At 61.7% G+C, this 21,009-nt stretch carries 26 protein-coding genes and 1 tRNA gene; 21 read left to right on the top strand and 6 right to left on the bottom strand.

The window, feature by feature from the left end:
* The first annotated feature begins 400 nt into the window (after positions 1 to 400).
* The 15 genes from AKN84_RS08620 (at position 401) to AKN84_RS08560 (ending at position 10,169) form a co-directional block, all read left to right on the top strand.
* Positions 401 to 1,024 carry a recombinase family protein gene (locus AKN84_RS08620; RefSeq protein WP_050420316.1) on the top strand — a complete coding sequence of 208 codons (624 nt, stop codon included), beginning with the start codon at positions 401 to 403 and terminating at the stop codon, positions 1,022 to 1,024.
* Positions 1,024 to 1,194: a hypothetical protein gene (locus AKN84_RS47220; RefSeq protein WP_157863263.1), complete on the top strand. Its 171-nt coding sequence runs from the start codon at positions 1,024 to 1,026 to the stop codon at positions 1,192 to 1,194. Before AKN84_RS08620 ends, AKN84_RS47220 begins: the two co-directional genes overlap by 1 nt.
* Positions 1,195 to 1,391: 197 nt before the next feature.
* Positions 1,392 to 1,886, top strand: coding sequence for a hypothetical protein (locus AKN84_RS08615; protein ID WP_050420315.1), 495 nt, complete (start codon positions 1,392 to 1,394; stop codon positions 1,884 to 1,886).
* A 158-nt stretch (positions 1,887 to 2,044) separates the two neighbouring features.
* A complete protein-coding gene (locus AKN84_RS08610) occupies positions 2,045 to 2,380 on the top strand; it encodes an HNH endonuclease (protein ID WP_050420314.1) in 336 nt (111 codons plus the stop codon).
* Between the two features lie 643 nt (positions 2,381 to 3,023).
* Entirely contained in the window at positions 3,024 to 3,326 is a 303-nt protein-coding gene (locus tag AKN84_RS08605; RefSeq protein WP_050420313.1) for a hypothetical protein, read from the top strand.
* Positions 3,327 to 3,368: 42 nt separating this feature from the next.
* Complete coding sequence (locus AKN84_RS08600) at positions 3,369 to 3,746, top strand: hypothetical protein (RefSeq protein WP_050420312.1); 378 nt, start codon at positions 3,369 to 3,371, stop codon at positions 3,744 to 3,746.
* A complete protein-coding gene (locus tag AKN84_RS08595) occupies positions 3,746 to 5,302 on the top strand; it encodes a hypothetical protein (RefSeq protein ID WP_128970553.1) in 1,557 nt (518 codons plus the stop codon). The genes AKN84_RS08600 and AKN84_RS08595 overlap by 1 nt, the downstream gene beginning before the upstream one ends.
* On the top strand, positions 5,302 to 5,502 hold the full coding sequence (locus AKN84_RS44740) for a hypothetical protein (protein ID WP_128970552.1): 201 nt from the start codon (positions 5,302 to 5,304) through the stop codon (positions 5,500 to 5,502). The genes AKN84_RS08595 and AKN84_RS44740 overlap by 1 nt, the downstream gene beginning before the upstream one ends.
* Positions 5,489 to 6,019 (top strand): hypothetical protein, encoded by a 531-nt coding sequence (locus AKN84_RS08590; RefSeq protein ID WP_050420310.1) that lies wholly within the window; start codon positions 5,489 to 5,491, stop codon positions 6,017 to 6,019. The genes AKN84_RS44740 and AKN84_RS08590 overlap by 14 nt, the downstream gene beginning before the upstream one ends.
* A 162-nt stretch (positions 6,020 to 6,181) precedes the next feature.
* Positions 6,182 to 7,120, top strand: coding sequence for a hypothetical protein (locus AKN84_RS08585; RefSeq protein ID WP_050420308.1), 939 nt, complete (start codon positions 6,182 to 6,184; stop codon positions 7,118 to 7,120).
* Positions 7,121 to 7,129: 9 nt separating this feature from the next.
* Positions 7,130 to 7,477: a hypothetical protein gene (locus tag AKN84_RS08580; RefSeq protein ID WP_128970551.1), complete on the top strand. Its 348-nt coding sequence runs from the start codon at positions 7,130 to 7,132 to the stop codon at positions 7,475 to 7,477.
* Positions 7,478 to 7,496: 19 nt separating this feature from the next.
* A complete protein-coding gene (locus AKN84_RS08575) occupies positions 7,497 to 7,787 on the top strand; it encodes a hypothetical protein (RefSeq protein ID WP_050420306.1) in 291 nt (96 codons plus the stop codon).
* Positions 7,788 to 8,065: 278 nt separating this feature from the next.
* On the top strand, positions 8,066 to 8,479 hold the full coding sequence (locus AKN84_RS08570) for a hypothetical protein (RefSeq protein ID WP_128970550.1): 414 nt from the start codon (positions 8,066 to 8,068) through the stop codon (positions 8,477 to 8,479).
* Positions 8,431 to 9,915 (top strand): phage tail tape measure protein, encoded by a 1,485-nt coding sequence (locus AKN84_RS08565; RefSeq protein WP_050420304.1) that lies wholly within the window; start codon positions 8,431 to 8,433, stop codon positions 9,913 to 9,915. Before AKN84_RS08570 ends, AKN84_RS08565 begins: the two co-directional genes overlap by 49 nt.
* A 17-nt stretch (positions 9,916 to 9,932) precedes the next feature.
* Positions 9,933 to 10,169: a hypothetical protein gene (locus AKN84_RS08560; protein ID WP_050420303.1), complete on the top strand. Its 237-nt coding sequence runs from the start codon at positions 9,933 to 9,935 to the stop codon at positions 10,167 to 10,169.
* A 37-nt stretch (positions 10,170 to 10,206) separates the two neighbouring features.
* On the opposite strand, the gene AKN84_RS08555 is transcribed toward AKN84_RS08560, so the two are convergent.
* Both AKN84_RS08555 and AKN84_RS08550 read right to left on the bottom strand, forming a co-directional pair.
* Positions 10,207 to 10,668, bottom strand: coding sequence for a hypothetical protein (locus tag AKN84_RS08555; protein ID WP_050420302.1), 462 nt, complete (start codon positions 10,666 to 10,668; stop codon positions 10,207 to 10,209).
* A gap of 254 nt (positions 10,669 to 10,922) precedes the next feature.
* Positions 10,923 to 11,420, bottom strand: a complete 498-nt coding sequence (locus AKN84_RS08550; RefSeq protein ID WP_050420301.1) for a hypothetical protein — start codon at positions 11,418 to 11,420, stop codon at positions 10,923 to 10,925.
* Between the two features lie 123 nt (positions 11,421 to 11,543).
* Between AKN84_RS08550 and AKN84_RS08545 the strand changes: the two genes are divergently transcribed.
* The 3 genes from AKN84_RS08545 to AKN84_RS08535 all read left to right on the top strand — a co-directional run bounded on the left by AKN84_RS08545 (position 11,544) and on the right by AKN84_RS08535 (position 13,021).
* Positions 11,544 to 11,855 carry a hypothetical protein gene (locus tag AKN84_RS08545; protein WP_244484988.1) on the top strand — a complete coding sequence of 104 codons (312 nt, stop codon included), beginning with the start codon at positions 11,544 to 11,546 and terminating at the stop codon, positions 11,853 to 11,855.
* 315 nt (positions 11,856 to 12,170) lie between these two features.
* On the top strand, positions 12,171 to 12,641 hold the full coding sequence (locus AKN84_RS08540) for a hypothetical protein (RefSeq protein WP_050420299.1): 471 nt from the start codon (positions 12,171 to 12,173) through the stop codon (positions 12,639 to 12,641).
* A gap of 173 nt (positions 12,642 to 12,814) precedes the next feature.
* The gene (locus tag AKN84_RS08535) at positions 12,815 to 13,021 is read left to right on the top strand and encodes a hypothetical protein (RefSeq protein WP_050420298.1); all 207 of its coding nucleotides are present in this window, start codon (positions 12,815 to 12,817) and stop codon (positions 13,019 to 13,021) included.
* Here AKN84_RS08535 and AKN84_RS08530 read toward each other — a convergent pair.
* The 3 genes from AKN84_RS08530 to AKN84_RS08520 all read right to left on the bottom strand — a co-directional run bounded on the left by AKN84_RS08530 (position 12,997) and on the right by AKN84_RS08520 (position 15,137).
* Positions 12,997 to 14,298: a tyrosine-type recombinase/integrase gene (locus AKN84_RS08530; protein ID WP_050420297.1), complete on the bottom strand. Its 1,302-nt coding sequence runs from the start codon at positions 14,296 to 14,298 to the stop codon at positions 12,997 to 12,999. The two genes, AKN84_RS08535 and AKN84_RS08530, sit on opposite strands and share 25 nt — an antisense overlap.
* Positions 14,299 to 14,419: 121 nt before the next feature.
* Positions 14,420 to 14,494, bottom strand: a tRNA-Glu gene (locus AKN84_RS08525).
* 394 nt (positions 14,495 to 14,888) lie between these two features.
* Positions 14,889 to 15,137: a hypothetical protein gene (locus tag AKN84_RS08520; RefSeq protein ID WP_050420296.1), complete on the bottom strand. Its 249-nt coding sequence runs from the start codon at positions 15,135 to 15,137 to the stop codon at positions 14,889 to 14,891.
* A 258-nt stretch (positions 15,138 to 15,395) separates the two neighbouring features.
* Between AKN84_RS08520 and AKN84_RS08515 the strand changes: the two genes are divergently transcribed.
* Positions 15,396 to 16,628: a Zn-dependent hydrolase gene (locus AKN84_RS08515; RefSeq protein WP_050420295.1), complete on the top strand. Its 1,233-nt coding sequence runs from the start codon at positions 15,396 to 15,398 to the stop codon at positions 16,626 to 16,628.
* 22 nt (positions 16,629 to 16,650) lie between these two features.
* On the opposite strand, the gene AKN84_RS08510 is transcribed toward AKN84_RS08515, so the two are convergent.
* A complete protein-coding gene (locus tag AKN84_RS08510; RefSeq protein WP_050420294.1) occupies positions 16,651 to 17,556 on the bottom strand; it encodes a sulfite exporter TauE/SafE family protein in 906 nt (301 codons plus the stop codon).
* A 441-nt stretch (positions 17,557 to 17,997) separates the two neighbouring features.
* On the opposite strand from AKN84_RS08510, the gene AKN84_RS08505 reads away from it, so the two are divergent.
* Positions 17,998 to 19,035: a PrsW family glutamic-type intramembrane protease gene (locus tag AKN84_RS08505; RefSeq protein ID WP_050420293.1), complete on the top strand. Its 1,038-nt coding sequence runs from the start codon at positions 17,998 to 18,000 to the stop codon at positions 19,033 to 19,035.
* Positions 19,036 to 19,112: 77 nt separating this feature from the next.
* On the top strand, positions 19,113 to 20,975 hold the full coding sequence (locus AKN84_RS08500) for an acyltransferase family protein (RefSeq protein WP_347337312.1): 1,863 nt from the start codon (positions 19,113 to 19,115) through the stop codon (positions 20,973 to 20,975).
* The last annotated feature ends 34 nt before the right edge of the window (positions 20,976 to 21,009 follow it).

Genomic DNA, 21,009 nt, shown 5'->3' with positions numbered 1-21,009 from the left:
CTATCGAAGTGTGCCGGCGCGTCACCGTCCGTCCGAAACTCACCCCACCATGTCCTTTTCGAACCTTGCCGAGATTGGGGCCGCGGGTTCCGATATTGGCGCGGTGTTTCCCAACCGTCGGCCCCGACCCGCCCCCTGCAAAAACCGCCGTAGAGGTCGGGCGTCCCCCTTCAGTTCTACAGGCATGGATAGAGACCTGCTGTACTTCCGAATCTCGCTGGTCTGGCTGGCGATCGAGGCTGTTGTGCTGGTCTACGTGCTGGCCGCGCCCGGCGGCTGACTGGTTCAAATAGGGCATGCCCTATCGAAACTATCCCCAACGCTAGTTCATAAATTCCATTGACGGTCTTAAGTGAACTGATAATATGGAAACCAGCTTAGTGAACCAACGAGGTTTCCAATGTGCTTCATTCGAGCCTACCTCCGCGCTTCCACTGACGAGCAGGACGCCAGCCGTGCCCGCGCCCAGGTCGAGGCATTCGCCGCCGAGCGCGGCATGCAGATCGCGGCTTGGTACGTCGAGAACGAGTCCGGCGCCAAGCTGGCAAGGCCGGAGCTGTTTCGGCTACTGGCTGATGCACATCCGGGTGACGTGCTTCTGATCGAACAGGTCGACCGCTTGTCGCGCCTCGGCGCTGCGGACTGGGAACGCCTCAAAGCCGAATTGGCGACCCGCAAGGTCCGAGTCGTCGCGTTGGATCTCCCGACAAGCTGGACCATGGCGACCGGCAAGGTCGACGACTTCACCCAGCGGATGTTCGATGCCATCAACGGCATGCTGCTGGACATGCTCGCCGCCATCGCGAGGAAGGATTACGAAGATCGCCGCCGTCGCCAGATGCAGGGCCAAGCCAAGGCGAAGGCAGAGGGCAAGTATGTTGGCCGTCCTGAGAACAAGCGCCGCAACACGCGCATTGCCACTATGCTGGCCGCCGGCACATCCTACAGCGCGATACAAGAGGCTACCGGCTGCAGTCGCGCAACCATCGCGAAGATCGCCAAGCGCGCGCCCAAGGCCGTCTGATGACCAAGGCGCGCCACTCCAAAGATGCCGCCGACGCCTTCAGGCTGCTGCGGCTCTTTCGATCGCTCGATCCTGCCATACGCCGCCGCGTCGTCGAGATCGTTGAGGCGATGGCGGCGAAGGAAGGGCCGGCCGACGACAAGGCCGCCGGTCGACGCCCGAAATCCTGATCCACATCAGCCAGTGCTGTCGCCGCGTCCGACCTTTGATCCAGTCGCTTGGCAATCTGTAAACGACGCTCGGCCCGCTGACGGCCGGGAAAGTAAACTGGGGACGCGCTGTGGATGAGGCGCGGCAATTGCACAACTCTACGAGTGGACACGGTATCCTCTCTCATGCCGCTTCGGCGATTCATGAGGAGGACTAGATGACGTGGGCTGACGGAAAGGATGCTGCGCTGTTCGCGCTGGCGCTTTATGGCGCGGGCCTTTCGACCTTCAACCTCCTAAAGGCGATCCAGAAGGACAAGCGCTCGGTTCGCGTGACATGCGGCAGCAAGATCCCAGTTGTCGGCGATCAGTTCGGCGACGTTTGGGCTCACATTGAAGCGACCAACCTTGGTCAAAGGTCGGTCACACTCAACGAAATGGGATTGATGCTAGAAGGCGGCGCACGGTTCGCCTCGATGGCCGAGCGTAGGGCTTTTGGAATAGAAGACACGAAGTTGCCAGTCACGCTTACTGATGGTCAAACAGCCGCACTGCACTTTACCTACCTGGAGATTGGAACGGCCCTCATAAAGTCGGGAAGAGTCACGAAGACGCGTATCATTCCATTCGCCGAGGACAGTGCCGGGGGCGTGCACAGAGGCGAGCCGTGGGACGTCGTTGCGGAAGAGTTGATTACGGTCGGACGCGATTAGCAGAGACCACGCTATTTACACACACCGTGCCAGAGAAGGGCAAATCATTGCCGCGCGCCACTCGCACCTGCAGGCATTGCGATAAGACCTATCCGCTCAACAAGACCTACTTTGGCCATAACCCGCAAGGAGGGTTTCGGTGGAAGTGTCGAGAATGCGTGAGGAGATACGTCAGCAACCACAACTACCGCGGTAACCCAAGAGCTATCGAGCGAACCGAGCTGCGCAGGGGGACCATCTTCACTATGGCGGAGAAACGGGACTACGGTATCGCGTTGGCGGTTCGCGATGGCGGTTGGATCTGCTTCTACTGCAAGGCCGAACTCGACTCCGGCTATCATATTGATCACAAGCTGCCCGTCGCCCGGGGCGGCAGTCATAGCATGAAGAACTTTGCCCTCGCCTGTATGCCGTGCAATCAAGAGAAACACGCGAAAGATATCGATGAATATCGTGAATGGCGTAGAGATCGAGGCCTTTCCGTTCTATTCTAAACCACTCCCGCTGATCACCACGGAGACATCCCCACGGGCCGCGCTTAGTCCGCACGGGCCTGTGCAATCTGCGTACCCTGCCTCGCCCTGCCGCTCCCTGGCCTCGCCGGTGCGCAGGCCCGCCGCTCGGCCTACTCCTCGACGTTGATCAGGGCCGCCATTCGCGGCGGCCAATTCGATCGATCAGCCGAACAAAAGCCATGCGAAGCTGGCGAGAAGCGCAATGAACGAAACCGCCGTAGCGCTGACGAAGGCGATCTCGACGCCGTCAATCCGGTTGTGATCCATCATCGACATCGCCGTTCCTCCTCCCTCACTCGCGTGGTGGCGACATAACCCGCGCAGGCCCGTTCTGGTTCCCGCCACTCGATCTGCCGCGGCTCGCGGCCATCACGTCTTCACCAATTCGGTTAATACGAAAATGTAATTTGGGTTTGGTGCTGGCTCGCATAAATTAGCCTTTGAACGAGCTTGATGCGCCCTTGATCAATCCGGCCTGAATGGGCGTCCGGACGGCGGGCGAAGCTATAGCCGCCGCTCAGTGATCGCTCAGTGAGTCTTCGCTATGTCCTCACGTCACCCGAGATCAGAAACCGCTCGTGCGCATGAGCGGGCCGGCAAGGGTCGCGACCGCGCGTTGCGCGTGGCCTTGACGATCGCCACCGGCGGCACCGCTAAGACCGAGATACTGCAGCTGCGCCGTTGGCTGGCCGGCAAGGGTGATCCGACGATGGGCGAGGTTCATGTTGTGTGGCAGGTGATCAGCCGCGCCCTGCACCGAGCCGGCCGTGTTGATCCATACCTCACGATCCGGATCGACTACGCGCTGACCAGGATCGACTTGAACCACACCGCCGATCGTCTCGGGCTGCATCCCGACGTGCTGGCCGAGATCAGGCAGGCGGTCGCACCACTCGCCGAGCAGATGTTCCAGAACGCCGCTTAGCGGCTCACGCAATACCTGATCATTTTAACGGAGGCTTTGCTTATGGCCGACGATCACACCGCCTTGACGTCCGAGCAGCGCAAGGCCGCCGGCCGCGCGCATGGCTTGGTGCGGATGCGCGAGATCGCCGCCGAGGATAAGGCCAAGCGCGAGGCGTTAGCGGCCGAGCTCCTGGCCGATCTAGGCCGGACGCCGACCGCGCTCGATCGCGTTTCGATCTCGACGCTGGCCGCAACAGTCGTGCGCGCCGATCGCCTGCGGTCGACCGGCCGCAGCGATATCGAAGAGCGGCGCCTAATCGTGCAGCTGCAGCGCGGCCTCGGCCTGCGGCCTGCACCGGCCGGACCGCAGAAGCCTGACCCGCTCAAAGCAATCGAGGAACACGCTGCTCGTCAGCGTGCAGCCGCCGAGAGGGTGTGATGCGCAAGATCGTCACCATTCGTCAGGCGCTCTCTGATCCCGGTTTCCTCGGCCACGCGCTTCCGGGCGACTCCTGGTTCAACTGGCGCACGCTTCTGATCGGCGCCATAGGCGAGCCCCTGACGGAGGCTGAGCGCACCGTGTGGCGCGAGCTGACCGGCCGTGACGCCGAGCCCGGAGTCATGGTCGACACATGGTTGACTGTAGCAGGCAGGCGTTCCGGCAAGTCGAAGGCCATGGCGACGCTTTGCGTGTTTCTCTCGACGTTAGTCGATTGGAGTGATGAGTTGGGCGTCGGCGAACGCGGCCTCGCCTTGATCGTCAGCCCATCGGAAAGGCAATCGGCCAACATTCTGCGCTATGCCCTCGCGCTTATTGAAACCTCGCCCTTGCTGGCCGGCTTGCTGGAGAACGAGACGCAAGAGTGTCTGACGCTCGGCCGCCGCGTCGACATTGAGGTGCAGAGCGCGAATTGGCGCCGTGCCCGCGGTTCTACATGCGTTGCAATCTGTGTCGACGAGGCGGCGTTCCTTCACTCTGCCGATGACAGCGCCAATTCAGACCGGGAATTGCTGATCGCGTTGAAGCCCTCGCTCGCGACCACCGGCGGCCCCCTGCTGATCACGTCGTCACCCAGCACCATGGAAGGCGTCACTTACGAGATTCACAAGCGGCATGCGGGACCGCAGGGTGACCATCGCATCCTAGTGGTGCAGGCGTCGACCAAGGCCCTGAACGCGAAAATCAGCGACGAGACCATCAATCGCGCCTTCGCCGATGACCCGATCGCCGCCGAGGCCGAGTTCGGCGGCCAGTTCCGCAAGCTGAGCACGGCCTTCCTGCCGAGAGCAGTTGTGGAAGCCGCGGTCGACAAGGGTATCGGTGGCCGCTGTGTCTCATCTGGGACCAGGTACGAGGCGCACGTAGACCCTGCCGGTGGCATCGGTCGGGACAGTCTAGGACTGTGCATCGGTCACAAACTGATCGATCCCAGCGGCCGCACGATCGCCATCGTTGACGCCTTGCTGGAGATCTTCCCTCCGTTCGATACGGACGAGAGCGTCGCCCGCTGCTCTCAAATCCTGATGCATTGGGGCGTGTACTCGATCACCTCGGATCACTACGCGGCCGACTGGGTGCCCGGCGCCTTTAGGCGCTACGGAATCGAGGTGACACACAATCCGATCTCGACCTCGGACATCTACGCCAACGTAATCCCGCTCTTCACGTCGAAGCGTGTTCGGTTGCTCGATCACCAGCGCAGCATTGATCAGCTCTGCAAACTGCGTCGCAAAGTCGGTCAGGCGGGCCGCGAGGCGGTGACGCATCCGGCCAACTCCCATGACGATCTCGCGGCGGCCATCTGCGGCTTGCTGTGGAAGCTGTCGGCCCCCGAGGGCGGATGTCATGGCTGGGACGGCTTCGTGACCCGCGAGCTTGCCCGCATGGGTGTCACGCCGCGTAGGCTCGACACTGACTACGACAACGTTCGCGTTCCCCTACACCCCGGCGAGCCGGACTTCGGCTGGTCATTCCCAACCACCGGAGGCAGGTGATGAAAAACCTGTTTCATCGACTAGGACTCGAGATCGCGCGGCTCGATCAGCACCTTCGCGATTCCGCCGGAGACGAGCGGGCTTGCGCCTTCTATCAGGCGCGGCTCGCAGAAATGCACGGGCGCCGCGCCAAAATCAGGAGAGACAGAGATCGCCAGCGCAAGATGTCAGAGGAGACGACGCGCAATGACCAGCATTAGCTCAACACTCGATCGTATCGAACGCGATTACTTGCAGGACATCGGCGACTTTGAGCGCGACCTCGAGCGCGAGGCCTCCCGCATGACGCTGAACGAGGTCGACGCCGAACTACAGCGTCTGCCGGCATCACCCGAGACAGATCGCGATTTACTGGCTCGCGCCGCCATGATGCGCCGCCGACTTGAACTTCTCGCGATCGACGCCAAACAGTCGCGCGAGGCACCGCCACCGTCGCCAGCATTGTTTGAGGTCAACATCCCGCCGGATGTCGGCGCGACCTGTATCTGGAGTTTGGATCGTCGCAAGTATTTCTACCCAGAGGAACGGCACGGCCGCATGGTGATCATGCTCCCTTGGGAAACCTTCCATAAGCTCGCGTTCTCGACTCGAGGAAAGACCGCCGGCGCCACCGGCGCGGCCTGGCTTGCGGCAAATCCGCACCTCGTCGACCGCTTGCCGAAAAGAGAGCAGCCGCCGATTGCTGAGACGCCGACGGCGCCCGCTTTGTCGTGGTGATGCCGATGGCGCTTCTCACATACCGTGACCGTCAGGTTTTCCATTCCATCGCCTCAATCGCTGGATTCGAGAGGAAGACAGCAATCTGAGGGCCGTCGCCTTCTACGAGGCTAAGCGCAGCGAGCTGCAGGTCGAGTTGGAACGATTGGAGGAGATGGACTCATGAACAGTGTTTTGTTTTTGCCGTTGCAGAAGGCTGATGCAAAGCAACGCACCGTCAGCGGCATCGCCGTGTCCGAGGTCGCCGACCGCTCGGGCGAGATCTTCGACTACGCGACATCGAAACCGCTGTTCCAGACCTGGAGCAACGAGGCGCATAAGGCCAGCGGAGGGAAATCACTAGGCAACGTTCGCGGCATGCATAAGCACGTTGCCGCCGGCAAGCTGACTAGTATCGACTTCAACGACCGCGACCGCGCTATCGAGGTCACCGCCAAGATTGTCGATGACGCCGAGTGGCAGAAGGTCGAGTCCGGCGTCTATACCGGTTTTTCCATCGGCGGCGCATATGTGCGCACATGGACCGATGACAGCAATCTGAAGCGCTACACCGCTCAACCCTCCGAAATCTCTCTCGTTGACTCGCCTTGCGTGCCGTCCGCCACCTTTACGATGATCAAGCGCGACGGCTCGAGGGAGCTCCGTCAATTCCAACAGCACGATCCCGCGTTGGTGAAGGCGGCGGCTCATGCAGCGGCCGCCCGCGCTGGTGCGATCGGCAGTATGGACGGCGCTGTCAGTCACACGGTTCGCGATCAGATGCGCGGGCTCGAGAAACAGGATTCACTTAGTGGCGCCGATCGGCTCAAGACGGTGTTCGGCGCAGTTGGCAGCATCACCCACGGCATTCTGTTCGTGCAGCACCAGCATGATGCCGATGGCGGATCACTCGATATTCACGGGCATCAGGTCCGCATGTCCGAGCTCGGTCGGGATTTGCGCGATGCGATCTACTCGACCGCGGCGGCCTTCAATCGCGCCGAGACGCAGCAAGAACAGGTCAATCAAAGCCGGATTGTCGGGTTGCTGGTGACCGAGGCGATGCGCCGGGATGCGCGACTCTCCGACAAGGTCCGCGAAATCAAGGCGCGCGAAAAATAGGAGAGCAATATGACTGTGACTGTTTTTACCTGCAGGCTACTCGGTGGCCGCAACACCGGCGCGACCTATGACTCCGTAGCCGGCACACTGTCAGTGTTGGGCCAGTCGCTCACAATCTCGACACTGTCGCCAGCGCTGCAGACCGCATGGCAAAACGCCATCAGTGGCGCCGCCAGCACCATGACCGCAGGCGGGCAACACGCCGCATTCGGCGGCGACAACGTGTCGGCTGCGATCGGCACGATTATGGATCTCACCCCAACGTGGCGCAGCGCCGTGCAGTCGGCCCTCAATAACTATGCGCAATCGCTCTCGGTCGGCAACCAGAATGGCGACGCCGAAAGTTGGAATCACTGAACAGCGAAAGGAACATCAGATGAAGGAAATAGTCTCACTGCGGCTTACCGAGTCCGCGCTCGCTTCAATACCCAATCGTCCAGACGGCACGCGGGGCGGACTTACCCTCAGCTGCTCTGGTATCAACATTCACGACATCAGTACGGACCATCCGGAAAGCATTGAGCTGCTGCTCGATCGAGCCGACGCAGACAAATACTTTCTCAATAACGGGTGGACAATCGCGATTCGCCGGGATGTGCCAGAGAGCGAGGCAGAAGCCCTGTCTTTGGGTATGCCTGCCGAGGCCGCCAAGCTGTTCGCCAAGTGATCGAGCCTCGCGCTGCTTTCCACAGCGCGACGCGGCGGAGGATGCTCTTCGCTTCCGCGCGCAGACTTGGGCGGCGTGTGCGCTCGTGTCGTCCCCCACGACGCTGCACCGTCGCCCATCTTTTTCCTTCGGCCGGTCGCCGGCAGACCGGCCAGCCCCGCGATGTCAGCCCGGATGTACGGCGGCATTGCGCGGGCAAATAGTAGGAGTCCGAGATGGATGCATATCGCATAGGAATCAGCATCGTCCTCGCCAACGGCGTCTCATCCGTCCTTGGCGTGATCAGCCGCGACTTGCTCGGACTCCATGGGCGGATTGGGGAAGTCGAAGGAGCCTTTCGCAGATGGCCCGGCGCGATCACGCTCGCAACGGCGGCAATCGGCGTCGGTCTGGCAACGGCCCTCGACTCCGCGATCAACAAGGCCGGCAAGTTCAATGATGAGCTAATCCGGTTGCGGAACATGGGCGACGCCGTCGCCCGTGTGGTCGACACTCCAGGCTTCAAGGCCGAGACGATGCGCATCGGCCAGACATACGGCCTGCCGGCGGCGACGGTTGCGCGACTCTATGGCTTGCCGAGCAGCATGCTCGGTGCAGAAGAGGCCCAGCTCGTGCTGGAGCCGAATGCGAAGCTGGCCCGCGCTTGGCGTTCCAGACCGGCAAGAGCGTTGACGAAGTTGAGCACGACGTGAACACCGCGATCAGGGCCGGTGATGAGTTCGGACATCTCACCGGGCGGGATGGCAAGGCCAGCGCCGCGGCGATTGAGCGTTGGAATGACATGCTCATGCGCATCACCACCGCCACGCATGGCACGGTGACGGGCTCGACGCTGTTCGGCATCTCGCAGCAGGCCGGTGCCGGCGTGCTCAAACATCTCAACGATGAGGGCATCTACGGCATTGCCGCCATGGCCCAGGTTCTCGGCGGTCAACGCGTCGGTACCAGCCTGATGGCGTTGAACCGCCAGTTCGCCGGCGGGAAAATGACGGCCCAGACTGCGGCCGCGCTCGCCGATAACGGCATTCTTCAGCCCGGCGAATACTTCACTGACCACGGCCAGGTGGTGGTCAACGCCTCGGCGACCAAGCGACTCGGCGAGATGCTCCAGCGTGATCCCAGGACCTTCATGGATATGCTGGTTTCCAAGATGGAAGCCGCCGGCATCAAAAAGCTAGAGGACCAGATGCGCGAACTGCATCGCATCCTCGGCACAAACACCGAAAAAAGATATGTGATGGACTTCCTGGCTAATCGCAACCAGATCAACGCCGAGGTTGCGCGGATGCCGCTCGGTGCTGGCGTCAACGGCGTGTTGGCGAACATGGACTCCAGCCTCTCGGCGAACCTCAGCAATCTGAATGTGGCTTTCAGCAACCTGATGACCACCCTAGGCGGCCCCGGCGTCACGCCAGCCGTCGCCGTGCTGAAGGGCATCACTGACGCAGTCAATGCGATCAATGGCTCTCTGCAGGACCCTGAGCGCTTGAAGATGGTGACTCAGGTCTTAGGCGCCATTGCTGGCGCGGTTGGTGGCCTGCTGATCGTTGCTGCAGGTATCGCCATTGGCACCATTGGCGCGATCCCGCTACTCGTCGGCGCCGTCGTCGGCGCCCTGTCGGCGCTTGTGGTTATGAATTGGGAGGCAATCCGGAGTGGATTCGACATGGTCAACACCGGGCTCGAGAACTTCCGTCAGGCGATCAACGGACTGGCCGCGACAGCATGGGAGAAGATCACCGCGATGTTCGATGGCATCAAGAACGCGATCACCTCGTTCATCGATGGCATCTCCAATATCCTTGGCAAGATCGGCTGGATGTTCGGCTTCGGCAACAACAAGATGCCGGGGATCGACGATCATTCGTCCAAGCATGATCCGATGAAGCATCCGATGATGTTCGAGACGCCTGACCGTCAGCGCGGCTCGTTCATTCCGGCCACCTTCAATCCGAACACCAGGCAGAAGAACGAGCAGTTCGCCTTCTCGCTCAACGTCGACGGACAAACCCTGGCGCAGGCGATGATCGACAAGATCTGCGAGATGACGACTTTCCCGACGCAGGCGGCGACATCGGATGGCAGCAGTCGTCACTTCTCCGGCGATCACCAATATTCGGATACCTGACAAAGAGGGTTGGCCAAATGAGCGAACAGGAACGCGCCGTAGCCCGTGCGATGATTACCGAGATGACCGCGACGCTTGACAGGACTCGCAAGGCGTCGCCGGAGGAGCTTGCACACTGCTTCGGGATGGCGTGCGACAAGGTTGGATTCATCCCAACAAAGGAATCTGCAGACCGAGTACTAAAAATGGTCGCGGCCCGGCTCGTGGACCTGACAGCGACGGTCGACAGGATCAAGACAATGCGCCGCCGATGAAGGCAGCAAAGACGGCCGAGGGCGTGGAAACGCTGCGTTATGGATCTCCAATCAGAAAGTTAACGAACTCTTCGGTGAAGCTATAGCGAGGCGCTCGGCCCTCGCTTATGGTGCGGACAGCCCCGACGTTGATCATAATGATGATGATGGATTGCAGGAGCGGGTGAGATTCCACAAAGTATGCAAACTGCGGGCTACCTGCGCGATACATCACTCTGTTGTTGGGAAGAACAACGAACTCGCGAACTAGCGGGTGCTCCAGAAGGTTCGCGCGCATCAGTTTGATCAAATCCGGCGCTTTCTTTTCAAGGTCGGCAAAGGGGAGTGCCTTTCTGACGGCAAAGCCACTCGCTTCGAGAAAAGCAATTCCTTCTGCCGTTTCCTTCCATTCACGCAGCAGGCTTGCAGGATACTCAACCTCGTCGTCATCGATCAGTTTGGCGTGTTTCTGGCAAAGCCAAATTCCGTTCAGGATACCTGAACGTTCCTCTGAACTCATGTCCGCATCGAAGCGTGGGCCGCCTGGAGAAGCCGCACAGATGTGGGCTGCGACGCCTGTATTGGTGACGGCGGACGAGTCCTCTGAGCTAGGTCCAGATGTTGGCGCCCTGCAATCAGGATTGGAGCAACGCATTCCTACGCGCTTCGCTAGGCGCTCAACAGTGGATCGAGCAAATTCATCCCGCGGCACGGAAGAACCTTCAGGTTACCCATTCGGAACCGTTCATGATCTAGCCGATTTCAGTGCTGCGATCAAACCGCCTGTGCCTTGACGTAATTCTCAGTCATGTCGTCGAAGTCGCGCTTGCGCATCCAGATTCGGATCGTTCGGTCAGCCTTCCATATGATTGGTTGGGCGAATCGCCACCGGAGGCGCAATTCTAACGAATTATCCGGATCAATACTGTCGTGATTGCTGGGCTTGATTACGCGCAATTGGGTTTCTGCATTTGGGCCTAAGGAGACGGCAGACTCTCCAGGCAAAACACTATGCATGATGCTTCTGGCCGAGTCGTCTTTCGCAAGATGAAGATGGTTCGATTCGTGCTGCCACGAGACAATTATGGGGCGCTCGCTGTAGTTCTTCAGCCAGAGGAAATGCGTGATGTTGCTGCTGCCCTCGATGAGCGGCCCGGCCACCATGATTGCCGTCGGGTAGTGCTTAAAATATCGGTCCGCAACCAAGAAGATTGCCGAGCATATTCCTGAGACAGAGCCGATGATTTTCATCAGTTCAAACAGATCAGTCATCTCTTCTGCCTTCCGGGGAGACCTTCAGGTTGACACTCAACCGGAGCGAGCGCAAGTGCGCTTCCAATTGAGCTGTCGCGGCTTGTGGTGCGTCTCGGTGTCAGCGGTCGCCTTGACCGACTGATGGTGGTCGGGACCTGGCTGCTCGCTAGGCTTCGTGGATTGCCGCCGGCCGGCCGAGCGGCTGTAATCGGACCAATGGATGACTACCCCACAAAGATCACGTTCGGCGAAATGCGCGAGACGGGCGCGACGCGCATCATTGTTTTCTGCAAGGACTATCTGTGCTCTCACAACGTCCAGATGGACGCGGCGCGATGGCCGGATGAGATGCGTCTGTCCGATCTCGAGCCGCGGTTTACCTGCACCGTCTGTGGCAAGCGCGGCTCGGTCATACGTTCGGTCGACGTTCCTCCGAAAATGGGCACCGGCTAGGCGCCTAGGACGGCCACTGGTGCGCGATCTCGCCGACAGCACCTTGCCGCATGCACCGGGAAATAACGAACAGACGGCCAGCAGCGCTCATCGCAGCTGTCGCCCAAGCGTTATCGTGGTCGATCGCTTCCGAAGCCGAGCATTTCACCAACGTGGTGCAAGCAATTGCATTTTCATTTCTGTTGACCGTTTTCCGCTTTGGTGAAACTCTTCCGACGCCGTCTAGGCGTTCGGGTTTCGCAGGCCCGTGGAGACCACCGGCATTCCGACCATTGCGCTGGGCCGCACAGCGCAGGTCTACATTGAGGATGTCTCATGAAACCTGCGAAACGAACCACCATCACCACCATGGACGACAGGGCCGGCGCCACTGACATCATTGTCGGCGCAGTGATCGGCGAGAGCTACGCATTTGTGGACGGCGACACGGTCTGCGTGACGCTCAAGACTGAGCGGCAGGCGCTTTTCCGGTACTCAGTCCCTGCCCTCGATTTCTGGGCCAGCATCGCGAGACGCTTAAAACCGCTCATGGCAGCACATCTAGAAGCGATCCGGGCTCGCGATGGCGCCGGCCCTGACGATGAGAGGATGCCGAAATTCCGCGATGTTGAGGAGCAGATCAGATTTTGCGACGACGGCCGAGTGCGTATTGCACATCACTATCTGAGAAACGGCCACACGCACCACGCCATGATGACGGCTCGGCATTTCAGGGAAAGCATCGACAACAGGGACAGATTCGTTTTCGACAATCAGGTGAAGTTTCTGTGCGCGCTCTGGCGCTGAGAGGGCACATCGAGAGATCGAGACAGGCCGCCTTTGAGGCGGCCTTTCTGTTTGGAACTGGGGCAAAGCGCGCCAAATACCATTCTCGCGTTGCTGTGATCGGGAACCCTGATGCACCATGCCAAGCTCTGTCTGCGGCGAGCCTGATGCGCCGCCTACAGGGAACATCGCGTGTGCCTGACATCATCACCATCGAGCGGCTGGAAGCTGCGCTCGACCTCGTTGCCGAGGTGATGGTGATGCACGACCGGCCGCAGTTTGCGCCCTATATCGAGCGGCTGGAGCGCGAGATCGCGGCCCTACGCTCGACCGATGACGTCATGGCGCGGGCTCGGCGTCGGCTCGCCGAACGCCATCAGAAGGCTATGGCCGTCAGGTAGCGCTGCTTAAGCTTCAAGCCGTACCCATCCCCATACTTTGGCTTGCCATTGGCGTGGCCCATCAGCTCGTCAATCATCTCCTCCGGGCACTCTGCGCCCTTGAGTCTGTCCTTGAAGCTGTGCCGTAGCGAGTAGATCGAGTGTTTCTCGGTCGGCAACAAGCCGCGCGCCTTGAAATGCTTCATCAGAGTCGCGCTTAGTGTCGAGCCCTTGTCGTGGTACCGCGGGAAGCCCGCCCGGTGCCTCTTCATCGCCTCCAGCGCCATGCCGACCAGCGGGATATCCCGCTCACTGTGTTCGGTTTTGAGCAACCTGCCCTCACCCTTGATCCTGATGTACGGCACTTCACCGTCCAACATGATCCGCGCCTTGCTGAGGTTCACGACCTCGCTGGGCCTGCATCCGGTTTCCATCACGACATACACCACGTCCCTCGCCTCCTCGTTGAGATCGTCGAGCGCGCCGGGCGCAAGGATGGTCTTGCGGATATGGTCGACCGTGAACGGGGATCGCTTGCCATCACGGCCGCCATCAAGCCGGGTGCCGGCGAACACGTTGTCTAGGCCGAGCTTCAGCCGCTTGTCGACGGCGCGGATCATGCCGCCGATGTGGCTGATGTTCTTGTTTGCCGAGCTGGCGCTGATGCCCTCGGCGATGGTGCGGCCCTCCCAGTAGTCGGCATAGGCGACGGCGTCGGCGCGGGTGAGGTCCTGTAGGACCTTGTCGCCGCGCTGCTCGATCAGGATCTCCACCGCGCGTTTCTTGGCGCTGGTCCATTTCCGCAGCTGGTCCGCTGACATCTTTGACATCGGCGTTTTCTGGGTCTGCTCGTATTCGCCGAACAGGTCGGATAGTTTGACGCGGGGCTTCTCGACGCCGCCGAGCACGGCATCCACGGTGACAACGTCGGTCCTGCGCTCGCCAGCCTTCAAGACCTCGATCCGGGCCAGCAGCTCACTGATCTCGCGCCTCACGGCCTCGTCGGGGGTCAGGTAGTCGAGCCCGTGCGATCGGGCCAGAGTGACGGCATCTTGGTATCGCTGCTTGGCCGGTGTGCCGGCGGCAAGCCCCCGCCAGTGCGCCTCTTGCTGCTCGTTGAGTCGGGCCGCCACTCTGGCCGCCTTGGCGCCCGTGCGGTCGTCAGCGATCTTGATCCTGGTCGAGAGGATGACGAACTTGCTGGTCTTGTCGCCGAGGCCGGCATAGGCCTTCGGAACACGCCGGAAATACTGCCAGTAGCCGTTCCGCCTCACCAGGTAGTCGGGTGCTGCCTTCATGACTAAACCCCGATCAATGTATCTACGCAGTGTATCGGCGTTTAGACTGAGTCGAGACTCCAAAGATGTCAATGGATGCACTTAACTGGCTGATTTTGTGGGGGTTTTTGGCGCGCTGAAATGGCGCTCCCTAGCGGAATCGAACCGCTCTCTCCACCGTGAAAGGGTGGCGTCCTAACCGATAGACGAAGGGAGCAAAACTTCCGGCAAATCAATGCGTTAGACGTGAGATGCGCCGGATTGGCCACAACCGTCAACGGCCGCGACGGGCGAACGTATAGTGGCGATTGGCCGGACGGGCAAGCGTCCAGAACCGCTTTTCCCGGATTGCCGTCGCCTGCAGGAGGTTACCTGCAGGACAATCCGGCCTCGATCGAGGTCCAGAAGCCGCAATGCGATGGCACATGCGCATGCGCCCGCGAACCGCCCGCATGAATCAGGATGGCGGTCGCAAGCGCGACGACGACGGCGGGAACAAGGAGTCTTCGGAACGACATTCTTCGGAACGACATGGGTCTGCGCATCGAACGACATCGTGGCCTAACTAAGGCCTGCAGGCCGATCGGCAGCGACGCGCGCCGCGTCAGCCGCTAGTGATTGCTGGCGACATCCTGACGATTGGTCGGCTGTGCAGCCGCCACTGCCGGCGTCCGCTTGAGGCAGGTGCTGCAGATCACGAGCTTGCGCGCCAGCCGGTCGTCCGCCTCCTCGTCCGACAATTGCGTCTCGGCCACCGCCGGTGACGCATTCCGCGCATGGCGCCGCGGCTGCGGGGCATTGGGATCCTGTCCGGCACCGTCCCAGGCCAGCGGCCCGGTTCCGGACGGCGGTGTGGTCATGCTGTATTGCTGAGAATATTGCGCGCAGGCGCGAGCGCGATCGGAAGAAACAGCACAGCGGCCTTGCGGGCCCAGTTCCGGAATGCAGACATGATCACACTCACACGCTATTCGTACCGCGACCTAAGAGCAGAACCGCTAAGAAATCGTTTGCCCTGATTGTTCCGTCGCATTCAACCGCGACGGCATCAAGACGGGATTGCGGCGCCAAACCGCAAATCGAGACGCAAATCAGAGACGCTAATCCGGAGTCCAATCATGTCAGGCATCAACGGTCGCTTCGACGGCAAGCGCGTGCTCGCCGATCTCAATGCGCTGCGCGCGATCGGCGCCTACAAGACCGGCGTGCACAAGCCGACATTCTCGGAACCGCATCTGCGCTCGCTCGACTGGCTCGCGGCGCGCCTGCCCGACGCCGATCTTGTCGCGACGATCGACGGCATCGGCAACGTGTTCGGCACCAGCGCGAAGGCAGGACCGAAGCTGCTCGCGGGCTCGCATCTCGAAAGCCAGAACCATGCAGGCTGGCTCGATGGGCCGCTCGGCGTGGTCTATGCGCTGGAAGCCGCGCGCGTCATCAACGGCGATCCCGGCGTCAACGGCGCGGTCGAAGTCGCCGCATGGTGCGACGAGGAAGGTCATTTCGGCAGTTTCCTCGGCAGCCGCTCCTTTGCCGGCGCCGTCACCGAAGCCGATATCGATGCGGCGCGCGACCGCTCCAGCGATCGCACCATGCGACAGGCATTGCGCGATGCGGGCTTTGCCGGCCGCCCGCGCCTCAACGCCGAAGCCGGCCGCCATATCGGCTATCTCGAAGCGCATATCGAGCAAGGCGACACGCTGGAGAGCAGCGGGCTCAAGATCGGCGTCGTCACCTCGATCGTCGGCATCTGGCAATATCGCATCACTTTCACCGGCGAGCAGAACCATGCCGGCACCACGCGGATGGCGGTGCGCCGCGATGCGGGCCTGGCGCTGGCGCGGTTCTGCGTTGCGGTCGACGACAGCTTCCCTGCCCTCTGCGGACCGCGCACGGTCTGGACCACCGGCCGCATCACGCTCGACCCTGGCGCGCCGAGCATCATCCCAGGCGGCGCCGAGATGCTGTTCCAGATCCGCGACGACAATCCCGAGGTGATCGCACGGCTCGAGGCGCAGTTGCATCGGATGGCCGACGAGGCCACCGCACACGGCCGCTGCGGCGTCAAGGTTGAGCGCATCCGCACCGGCGTGCCCGCTATGATGACGCCCGCGTTCCAGGACGCGATCGAGGCCGCGAGCGCCGCCTGTGCCGGAGGCAAATCGATCCGCATGCCGAGCGGCGCCGGCCATGACGCCCAGGTCCTTGCCAACCTCATGCCGGCTGCGATGCTGTTCGTGCCGTCGATCGGCGGCATCAGCCATCACTGGAGCGAGAACACCGACGACGCCGACATCGTCACGGGCGCTGAGGTGTTCGTCGAAACCTGCCGGCGGCTGCTGGCCGGCTAGTCACCTCGTCGCGACGCTGCGATCAGGTCGGACCGCCCCGGTTGCCCGATCTCAGCGAAGCCAGCGCGTGCGAACTCTGTACCGTCCCTCTCCTCGCGGTGAAGAAGACGTACAGCAGGCAGACGTCGATCAGGATCGTGGCGGCCATGACGCCATAGGCCCACGGGCTTTCCATCAGCTTCACTTCGATCAACACGCGTGACAAGCCAAATCCCACGACCCACGCATCAAAGCTCATGCAGATCCGGCGAAACGTCTCGGCATCCAGCCGCCGGATCAGCCAGGCACCAAGCGGTATGCCGACGACGACGCAAGGAACGAGCACGAACAAGAGGCTGCGGCTCTCCTCGATGAACAGACCGAGCTTGTAGTATGCGATCGCAGTCAGACTGGACTCCGTCACCCGGACCAGCGCGAGACCGGCCCGAAACTCATCTTTGACGAGGCCCTGGTTGTTGAAGAGGATCGCCAGCGGCGGTCCCGAAATGGTCGTGACCGAGTACAGGATCCCGAGCGTCGTGCCGAAGGGCAAACCGACCAGCCATTTCGACTGGATCGGCTTCCGCCAACCGGCCGCCTGCAGCAGGATCAGCGGCAGGATAATCGAGTAGGTGGCGAATTTGGTCCATCCGGGCTGAAGCGACGTCAGGGCAAAGGCTCCGACCGCGATGCCGGGCAGCATGCCGATGAGGATCGGCAATATGCGTCGCCACACCGCTGGGACGCCGCTCAGGTTGATGCAGAGAACGTAAAGGTTGACGAAGACTTCGACGATGACAATCGCCGGATTGAGAACGCGATTGGTGTAAAACACGAGTGCGACCGGCACGGTGAGCGACGAGAACCCGTACCCCAACGCACCGTTTACAAAGGCCGCAAACAGAGCGCTCGCGGCAAGAACGATCACAGCAGAATCAATCGAAGGCATCTCTGGCTTTTACCGGATCAGTCACTGCCCACAGTACTATAACCCAACGAAGCGGACGCGGTGCTCGAAACTTGCGACGGGCCTTGCGAGGCACCCTGCGCACGCCGCGACAGCGCACACTCCATTCGCCCGGCGAAGAGGCAGAAGCCACGCCCGCGCAAGTTCACCGCAATTTGTGGATCGGTGATGCCGTCATGGCGCAGGCGGCGGTGCCGGGGCGCCCTTCCGCAGGAACCGTCCGGCAGCCCATACTCCCCTGATCTGATTGAGGCCCGTACCGGTAGGTTTCGGCCGCGCTTTCGCAGGCGCCGTGGCATATTGGACACGAGAACGGCGGCAGCCGAACCGATTCCGCCAATCGTCCATTTGCAATCCGCTGAACTTGCTGCCATTTCTTCAAAACGCATCGCTGTGGTGCCATTGAAGGGGCCCGTTCGGCTCATGTTGTTGCTCGAGTCGCTTCCGACTGTGATTGGCGCCGCTGCCATCGCACCTGCACTGCTGGTGCTGTGGCTGGTGATTGCCGCCGACGAGCGCCCCGGACCGCCGGTGCAGGTATGGCTCGCCTTCGTGCTCGGCGCGGCCAGCATCTCGCTGCTGGGCCTGGCCCGCATTCCCTTCAACGCGCTGCTGGCCATTCCCGACAATCCCTGGGCGACGCAGGCGGTGCGGGCGTTATTTGGCGTCGCGGCGCCGGAGGAGATCGTCAAGGTCCTCGTCATCGTCGCCATCTCGACGCGGCGCCGTGCATTCGCCGATCCGATGGATACCGTGGTGTATGGCGCGGCTGCCGGCCTCGGCTTCGCCGCCTATGAGAACCTCGCCTATCTGGTCCAGCACAAGGACATGTGGCGCGCGCTCGCGGCGTTGCGCAGCGTGCTCACCGTGCCGTTCCATGGCGCGCTCGGCATCATCGCCGGCGCTTATCTTGCGATCGCGCGCTCGGGCGGCGCGCTCGGCGCCTACCGGGGTCATCGCGACTGGGCACGGATTTCCAACTGGGCGCTGGTGCTGGTCGCACCGGTCCTGCTGCATGCGGCGTTTGATTTTCCGCTGCTCGCACTCCAGCGCATCCCTGATCTCAGCTCGACCGCGCACCTGCTGCTGGGTTCGGCCAGCGTGCTGATCGGCTTCTCCTCGATCGGGTTCGCAGTCCGCCTGGTGCACCGCCTCGGCAAGCATCATGCCCCGCGCACCGACGTCGCGCGCGAGCGGCTGAGCCAGCTGCGACGGATGTGGGCGCTGCTGCTGATCGGCGGCGGCACTGGCTTTGCCGGCGTCGCCTTCCTGCTCACCTCGCTGCACCATTGGTATGTCAATCCCGAGCGCAACGCCTCCTTCATCCTGATCCCGATCGGCTTCACCTCGATCCTGATCGGACTGGCGCTCCTGATCGCGACCACCGCCGTCTACCTCCTCGGCCGCAACCGGATGCGGACCGCCTCGGAGGGCTTTCCGTCCGCGCCGGGCCAGAGCTAGCGCCCCTGGCCGGCACCGCTCCCCTTGCAAAACAAACTCGGCAGGTTCAGGGAGATACACGGATCGGGCGCGAGACGATGATGGGGCACAACTTCAAGACTTATCGGCCCGATATCGACGGCCTGCGGGCCGTCGCCGTCTCGTTGGTCGTGCTCGGCCACGCTTTCCCGCAATATGTTCCCGGGGGTTTCGTCGGGGTCGACATTTTCTTCGTCATTTCCGGCTACCTGATCACCGGGATCATATATGGCGATATTCAGGACGGGAGCTTCAGCCTTGCGACGTTCTATGCGCGTCGCATTCGCAGAATTTTTCCCGCCCTGATCGTCGTCCTGATCGTCGCCTTCATCGCCGGATGGCAACTCCTGATGCCGAGCGAGCTGGTGGCGCTTGGAAAGGAAATTGCGGCCGGCGCGGGTTTTTCGGCAAACCTGCTGTTCTATTCGGAGGGTGGCTATTTTGATGCGGCCGCGCAAACGAAGCCGCTGCTCCATCTCTGGTCGCTCGGTATCGAAGAACAGTTCTATCTCGTCTGGCCTTTGCTGCTGTGGGCGCTGATGCGATGGCGGATCGCTGTCGCGGCTCCCCTTGCCCTGATCTTCATCGCCTCGCTTGTCGCAAATATCCTGGTCGTTCTGACCAACCCTGAAGCCGCATTCTACCTGCCGTTCACGCGGGCGTGGGAGCTCGCGGCCGGAGCATTGGTGGCCGTCTGCCTGCCCAACGGATTCTCCGCGGCGCGCGACTTTCTCGGATGGTCCGCGCTCGCAGTGATCGCAGCGGTAACCGCGTTCTATTCGCCCTCCATGACCTATCCCGGGATCGCAGCGGTGGCGCCGGTCGCCGCCGCCGCTGCCCTTATCGTGGCAGGCCGCAATCGATTTCTCTCGACCCGCACCGCGGTCGCGATCGGGCTGATCAGCTATCCTCTCTACCTCTGGCATTGGCCGATCCTGGTTCTTGCGGCGAGCTTCAAAGGTCGTCCCCTGACTTTGGCCGAGAACGGGCTGGCCGTCGGGGCCAGCTTCATTCTGGCCTGGGCAACCTATCGCTACGTCGAGCGCCCGATCAGATTCCGCCAATGGCGGGTCGCACCGGTCCTTGCGGCATCGATGGTGGCCGTCGCATCGGTGGGAGCGTTGGCCATCGTCGACGGCTTTGCCTTTCGACTTCCGGTGATCGTTCGCGAAGCCGGTGCCATGACCGTATCCAGGGACTTCATGAGGTACGGCGAATGCCACATCTCAGCTTCCGCCGACCCCACGTTCGATCCGAGTTGCGTCGACGCCGGGAAGCGTCCGCTTGTTTTCGTGTGGGGCGACTCGACCGCCGGCATGCTTGCTGCCGGACTGCGGCAAGTCCAAGGAGATCAATTCGGGTTAGCCCAGTTCACCGTCAATTCCTGCCCCCCGCTCTTCACCGCGCAGGCCGAGGCCATTCCGTTTTGTGTTGAGACCAACCGCCACATCATTGCTGCGGTTGCCCGCTCGCATCCCGATGTCGTGCTCCTGCACCTGGTGTGGAGCAAAGAGCCCGCCGCCGACGATGTTCGCCCGACGATTGCGGCACTCAGACGGGCCGGCGCTGTCCGCGTCATTCTGGTCGGCCCTGTCCCGGTCTGGACCGACACGGTACCCCATCTGACGGTGCAATATTTCCTGCGCCATCATACGTTGATCCCGGAGCGAAGCCGCGATGTGCGATCGAGCAAGCAGTCTGAAGACAGGCTTGGGCAGATCGCCGCCGATCTCGGGATCGAATATCTGTCGCCGTTTGAGGAGCTCTGCAACACAGACGGATGTCTGACGAGGGTCGGGACCGGCGCGAGCGATCTGGTATCGGCCGACTTCCTACATCTGTCGCCGCGCGCCTCGCGATATCTTGCGGCCAAGCTTGTGCCGAAGATTCTGGCTATCGGGAACCGCCAAGCAGAAAGATGAGCGCACAGCTATTGCTGGCGCAACGGACCAGCTG

The organism is Bradyrhizobium tropiciagri, from assembly GCF_001189845.1.
Lineage (GTDB): Bacteria > Pseudomonadota > Alphaproteobacteria > Rhizobiales > Xanthobacteraceae > Bradyrhizobium > Bradyrhizobium tropiciagri.
This window is presented reverse-complemented; position numbering and strand designations above follow the sequence as displayed.

Excerpts from the sequence above, each read along its gene's own strand:
- AKN84_RS08510 (WP_050420294.1), bottom strand. The coding sequence starts at position 17,556 with ATGCCTTCGATTGATTCTGCTGTGATCGTTCTTGCCGCGAGCGCTCTG.
- AKN84_RS08515 (WP_050420295.1), top strand. The coding sequence starts at position 15,396 with ATGTCAGGCATCAACGGTCGCTTCGACGGCAAGCGCGTGCTCGCCGAT.
- AKN84_RS08530 (WP_050420297.1), bottom strand. The coding sequence starts at position 14,298 with ATGAAGGCAGCACCCGACTACCTGGTGAGGCGGAACGGCTACTGGCAG.
- AKN84_RS08540 (WP_050420299.1), top strand. The coding sequence starts at position 12,171 with ATGAAACCTGCGAAACGAACCACCATCACCACCATGGACGACAGGGCC.
- AKN84_RS08590 (WP_050420310.1), top strand. The coding sequence starts at position 5,489 with ATGACCAGCATTAGCTCAACACTCGATCGTATCGAACGCGATTACTTG.
- AKN84_RS08500 (WP_347337312.1), top strand. The coding sequence starts at position 19,113 with ATGATGGGGCACAACTTCAAGACTTATCGGCCCGATATCGACGGCCTG.
- AKN84_RS08555 (WP_050420302.1), bottom strand. The coding sequence starts at position 10,668 with ATGAGTTCAGAGGAACGTTCAGGTATCCTGAACGGAATTTGGCTTTGC.
- AKN84_RS08615 (WP_050420315.1), top strand. The coding sequence starts at position 1,392 with ATGACGTGGGCTGACGGAAAGGATGCTGCGCTGTTCGCGCTGGCGCTT.
- AKN84_RS08550 (WP_050420301.1), bottom strand. The coding sequence starts at position 11,420 with ATGACTGATCTGTTTGAACTGATGAAAATCATCGGCTCTGTCTCAGGA.
- AKN84_RS08575 (WP_050420306.1), top strand. The coding sequence starts at position 7,497 with ATGAAGGAAATAGTCTCACTGCGGCTTACCGAGTCCGCGCTCGCTTCA.
- AKN84_RS08580 (WP_128970551.1), top strand. The coding sequence starts at position 7,130 with ATGACTGTGACTGTTTTTACCTGCAGGCTACTCGGTGGCCGCAACACC.
- AKN84_RS44740 (WP_128970552.1), top strand. The coding sequence starts at position 5,302 with ATGAAAAACCTGTTTCATCGACTAGGACTCGAGATCGCGCGGCTCGAT.
- AKN84_RS08585 (WP_050420308.1), top strand. The coding sequence starts at position 6,182 with ATGAACAGTGTTTTGTTTTTGCCGTTGCAGAAGGCTGATGCAAAGCAA.
- AKN84_RS08545 (WP_244484988.1), top strand. The coding sequence starts at position 11,544 with ATGGTGGTCGGGACCTGGCTGCTCGCTAGGCTTCGTGGATTGCCGCCG.
- AKN84_RS08505 (WP_050420293.1), top strand. The coding sequence starts at position 17,998 with ATGTTGTTGCTCGAGTCGCTTCCGACTGTGATTGGCGCCGCTGCCATC.
- AKN84_RS47220 (WP_157863263.1), top strand. The coding sequence starts at position 1,024 with ATGACCAAGGCGCGCCACTCCAAAGATGCCGCCGACGCCTTCAGGCTG.
- AKN84_RS08620 (WP_050420316.1), top strand. The coding sequence starts at position 401 with ATGTGCTTCATTCGAGCCTACCTCCGCGCTTCCACTGACGAGCAGGAC.
- AKN84_RS08600 (WP_050420312.1), top strand. The coding sequence starts at position 3,369 with ATGGCCGACGATCACACCGCCTTGACGTCCGAGCAGCGCAAGGCCGCC.
- AKN84_RS08520 (WP_050420296.1), bottom strand. The coding sequence starts at position 15,137 with ATGACCACACCGCCGTCCGGAACCGGGCCGCTGGCCTGGGACGGTGCC.
- AKN84_RS08560 (WP_050420303.1), top strand. The coding sequence starts at position 9,933 with ATGAGCGAACAGGAACGCGCCGTAGCCCGTGCGATGATTACCGAGATG.
- AKN84_RS08595 (WP_128970553.1), top strand. The coding sequence starts at position 3,746 with ATGCGCAAGATCGTCACCATTCGTCAGGCGCTCTCTGATCCCGGTTTC.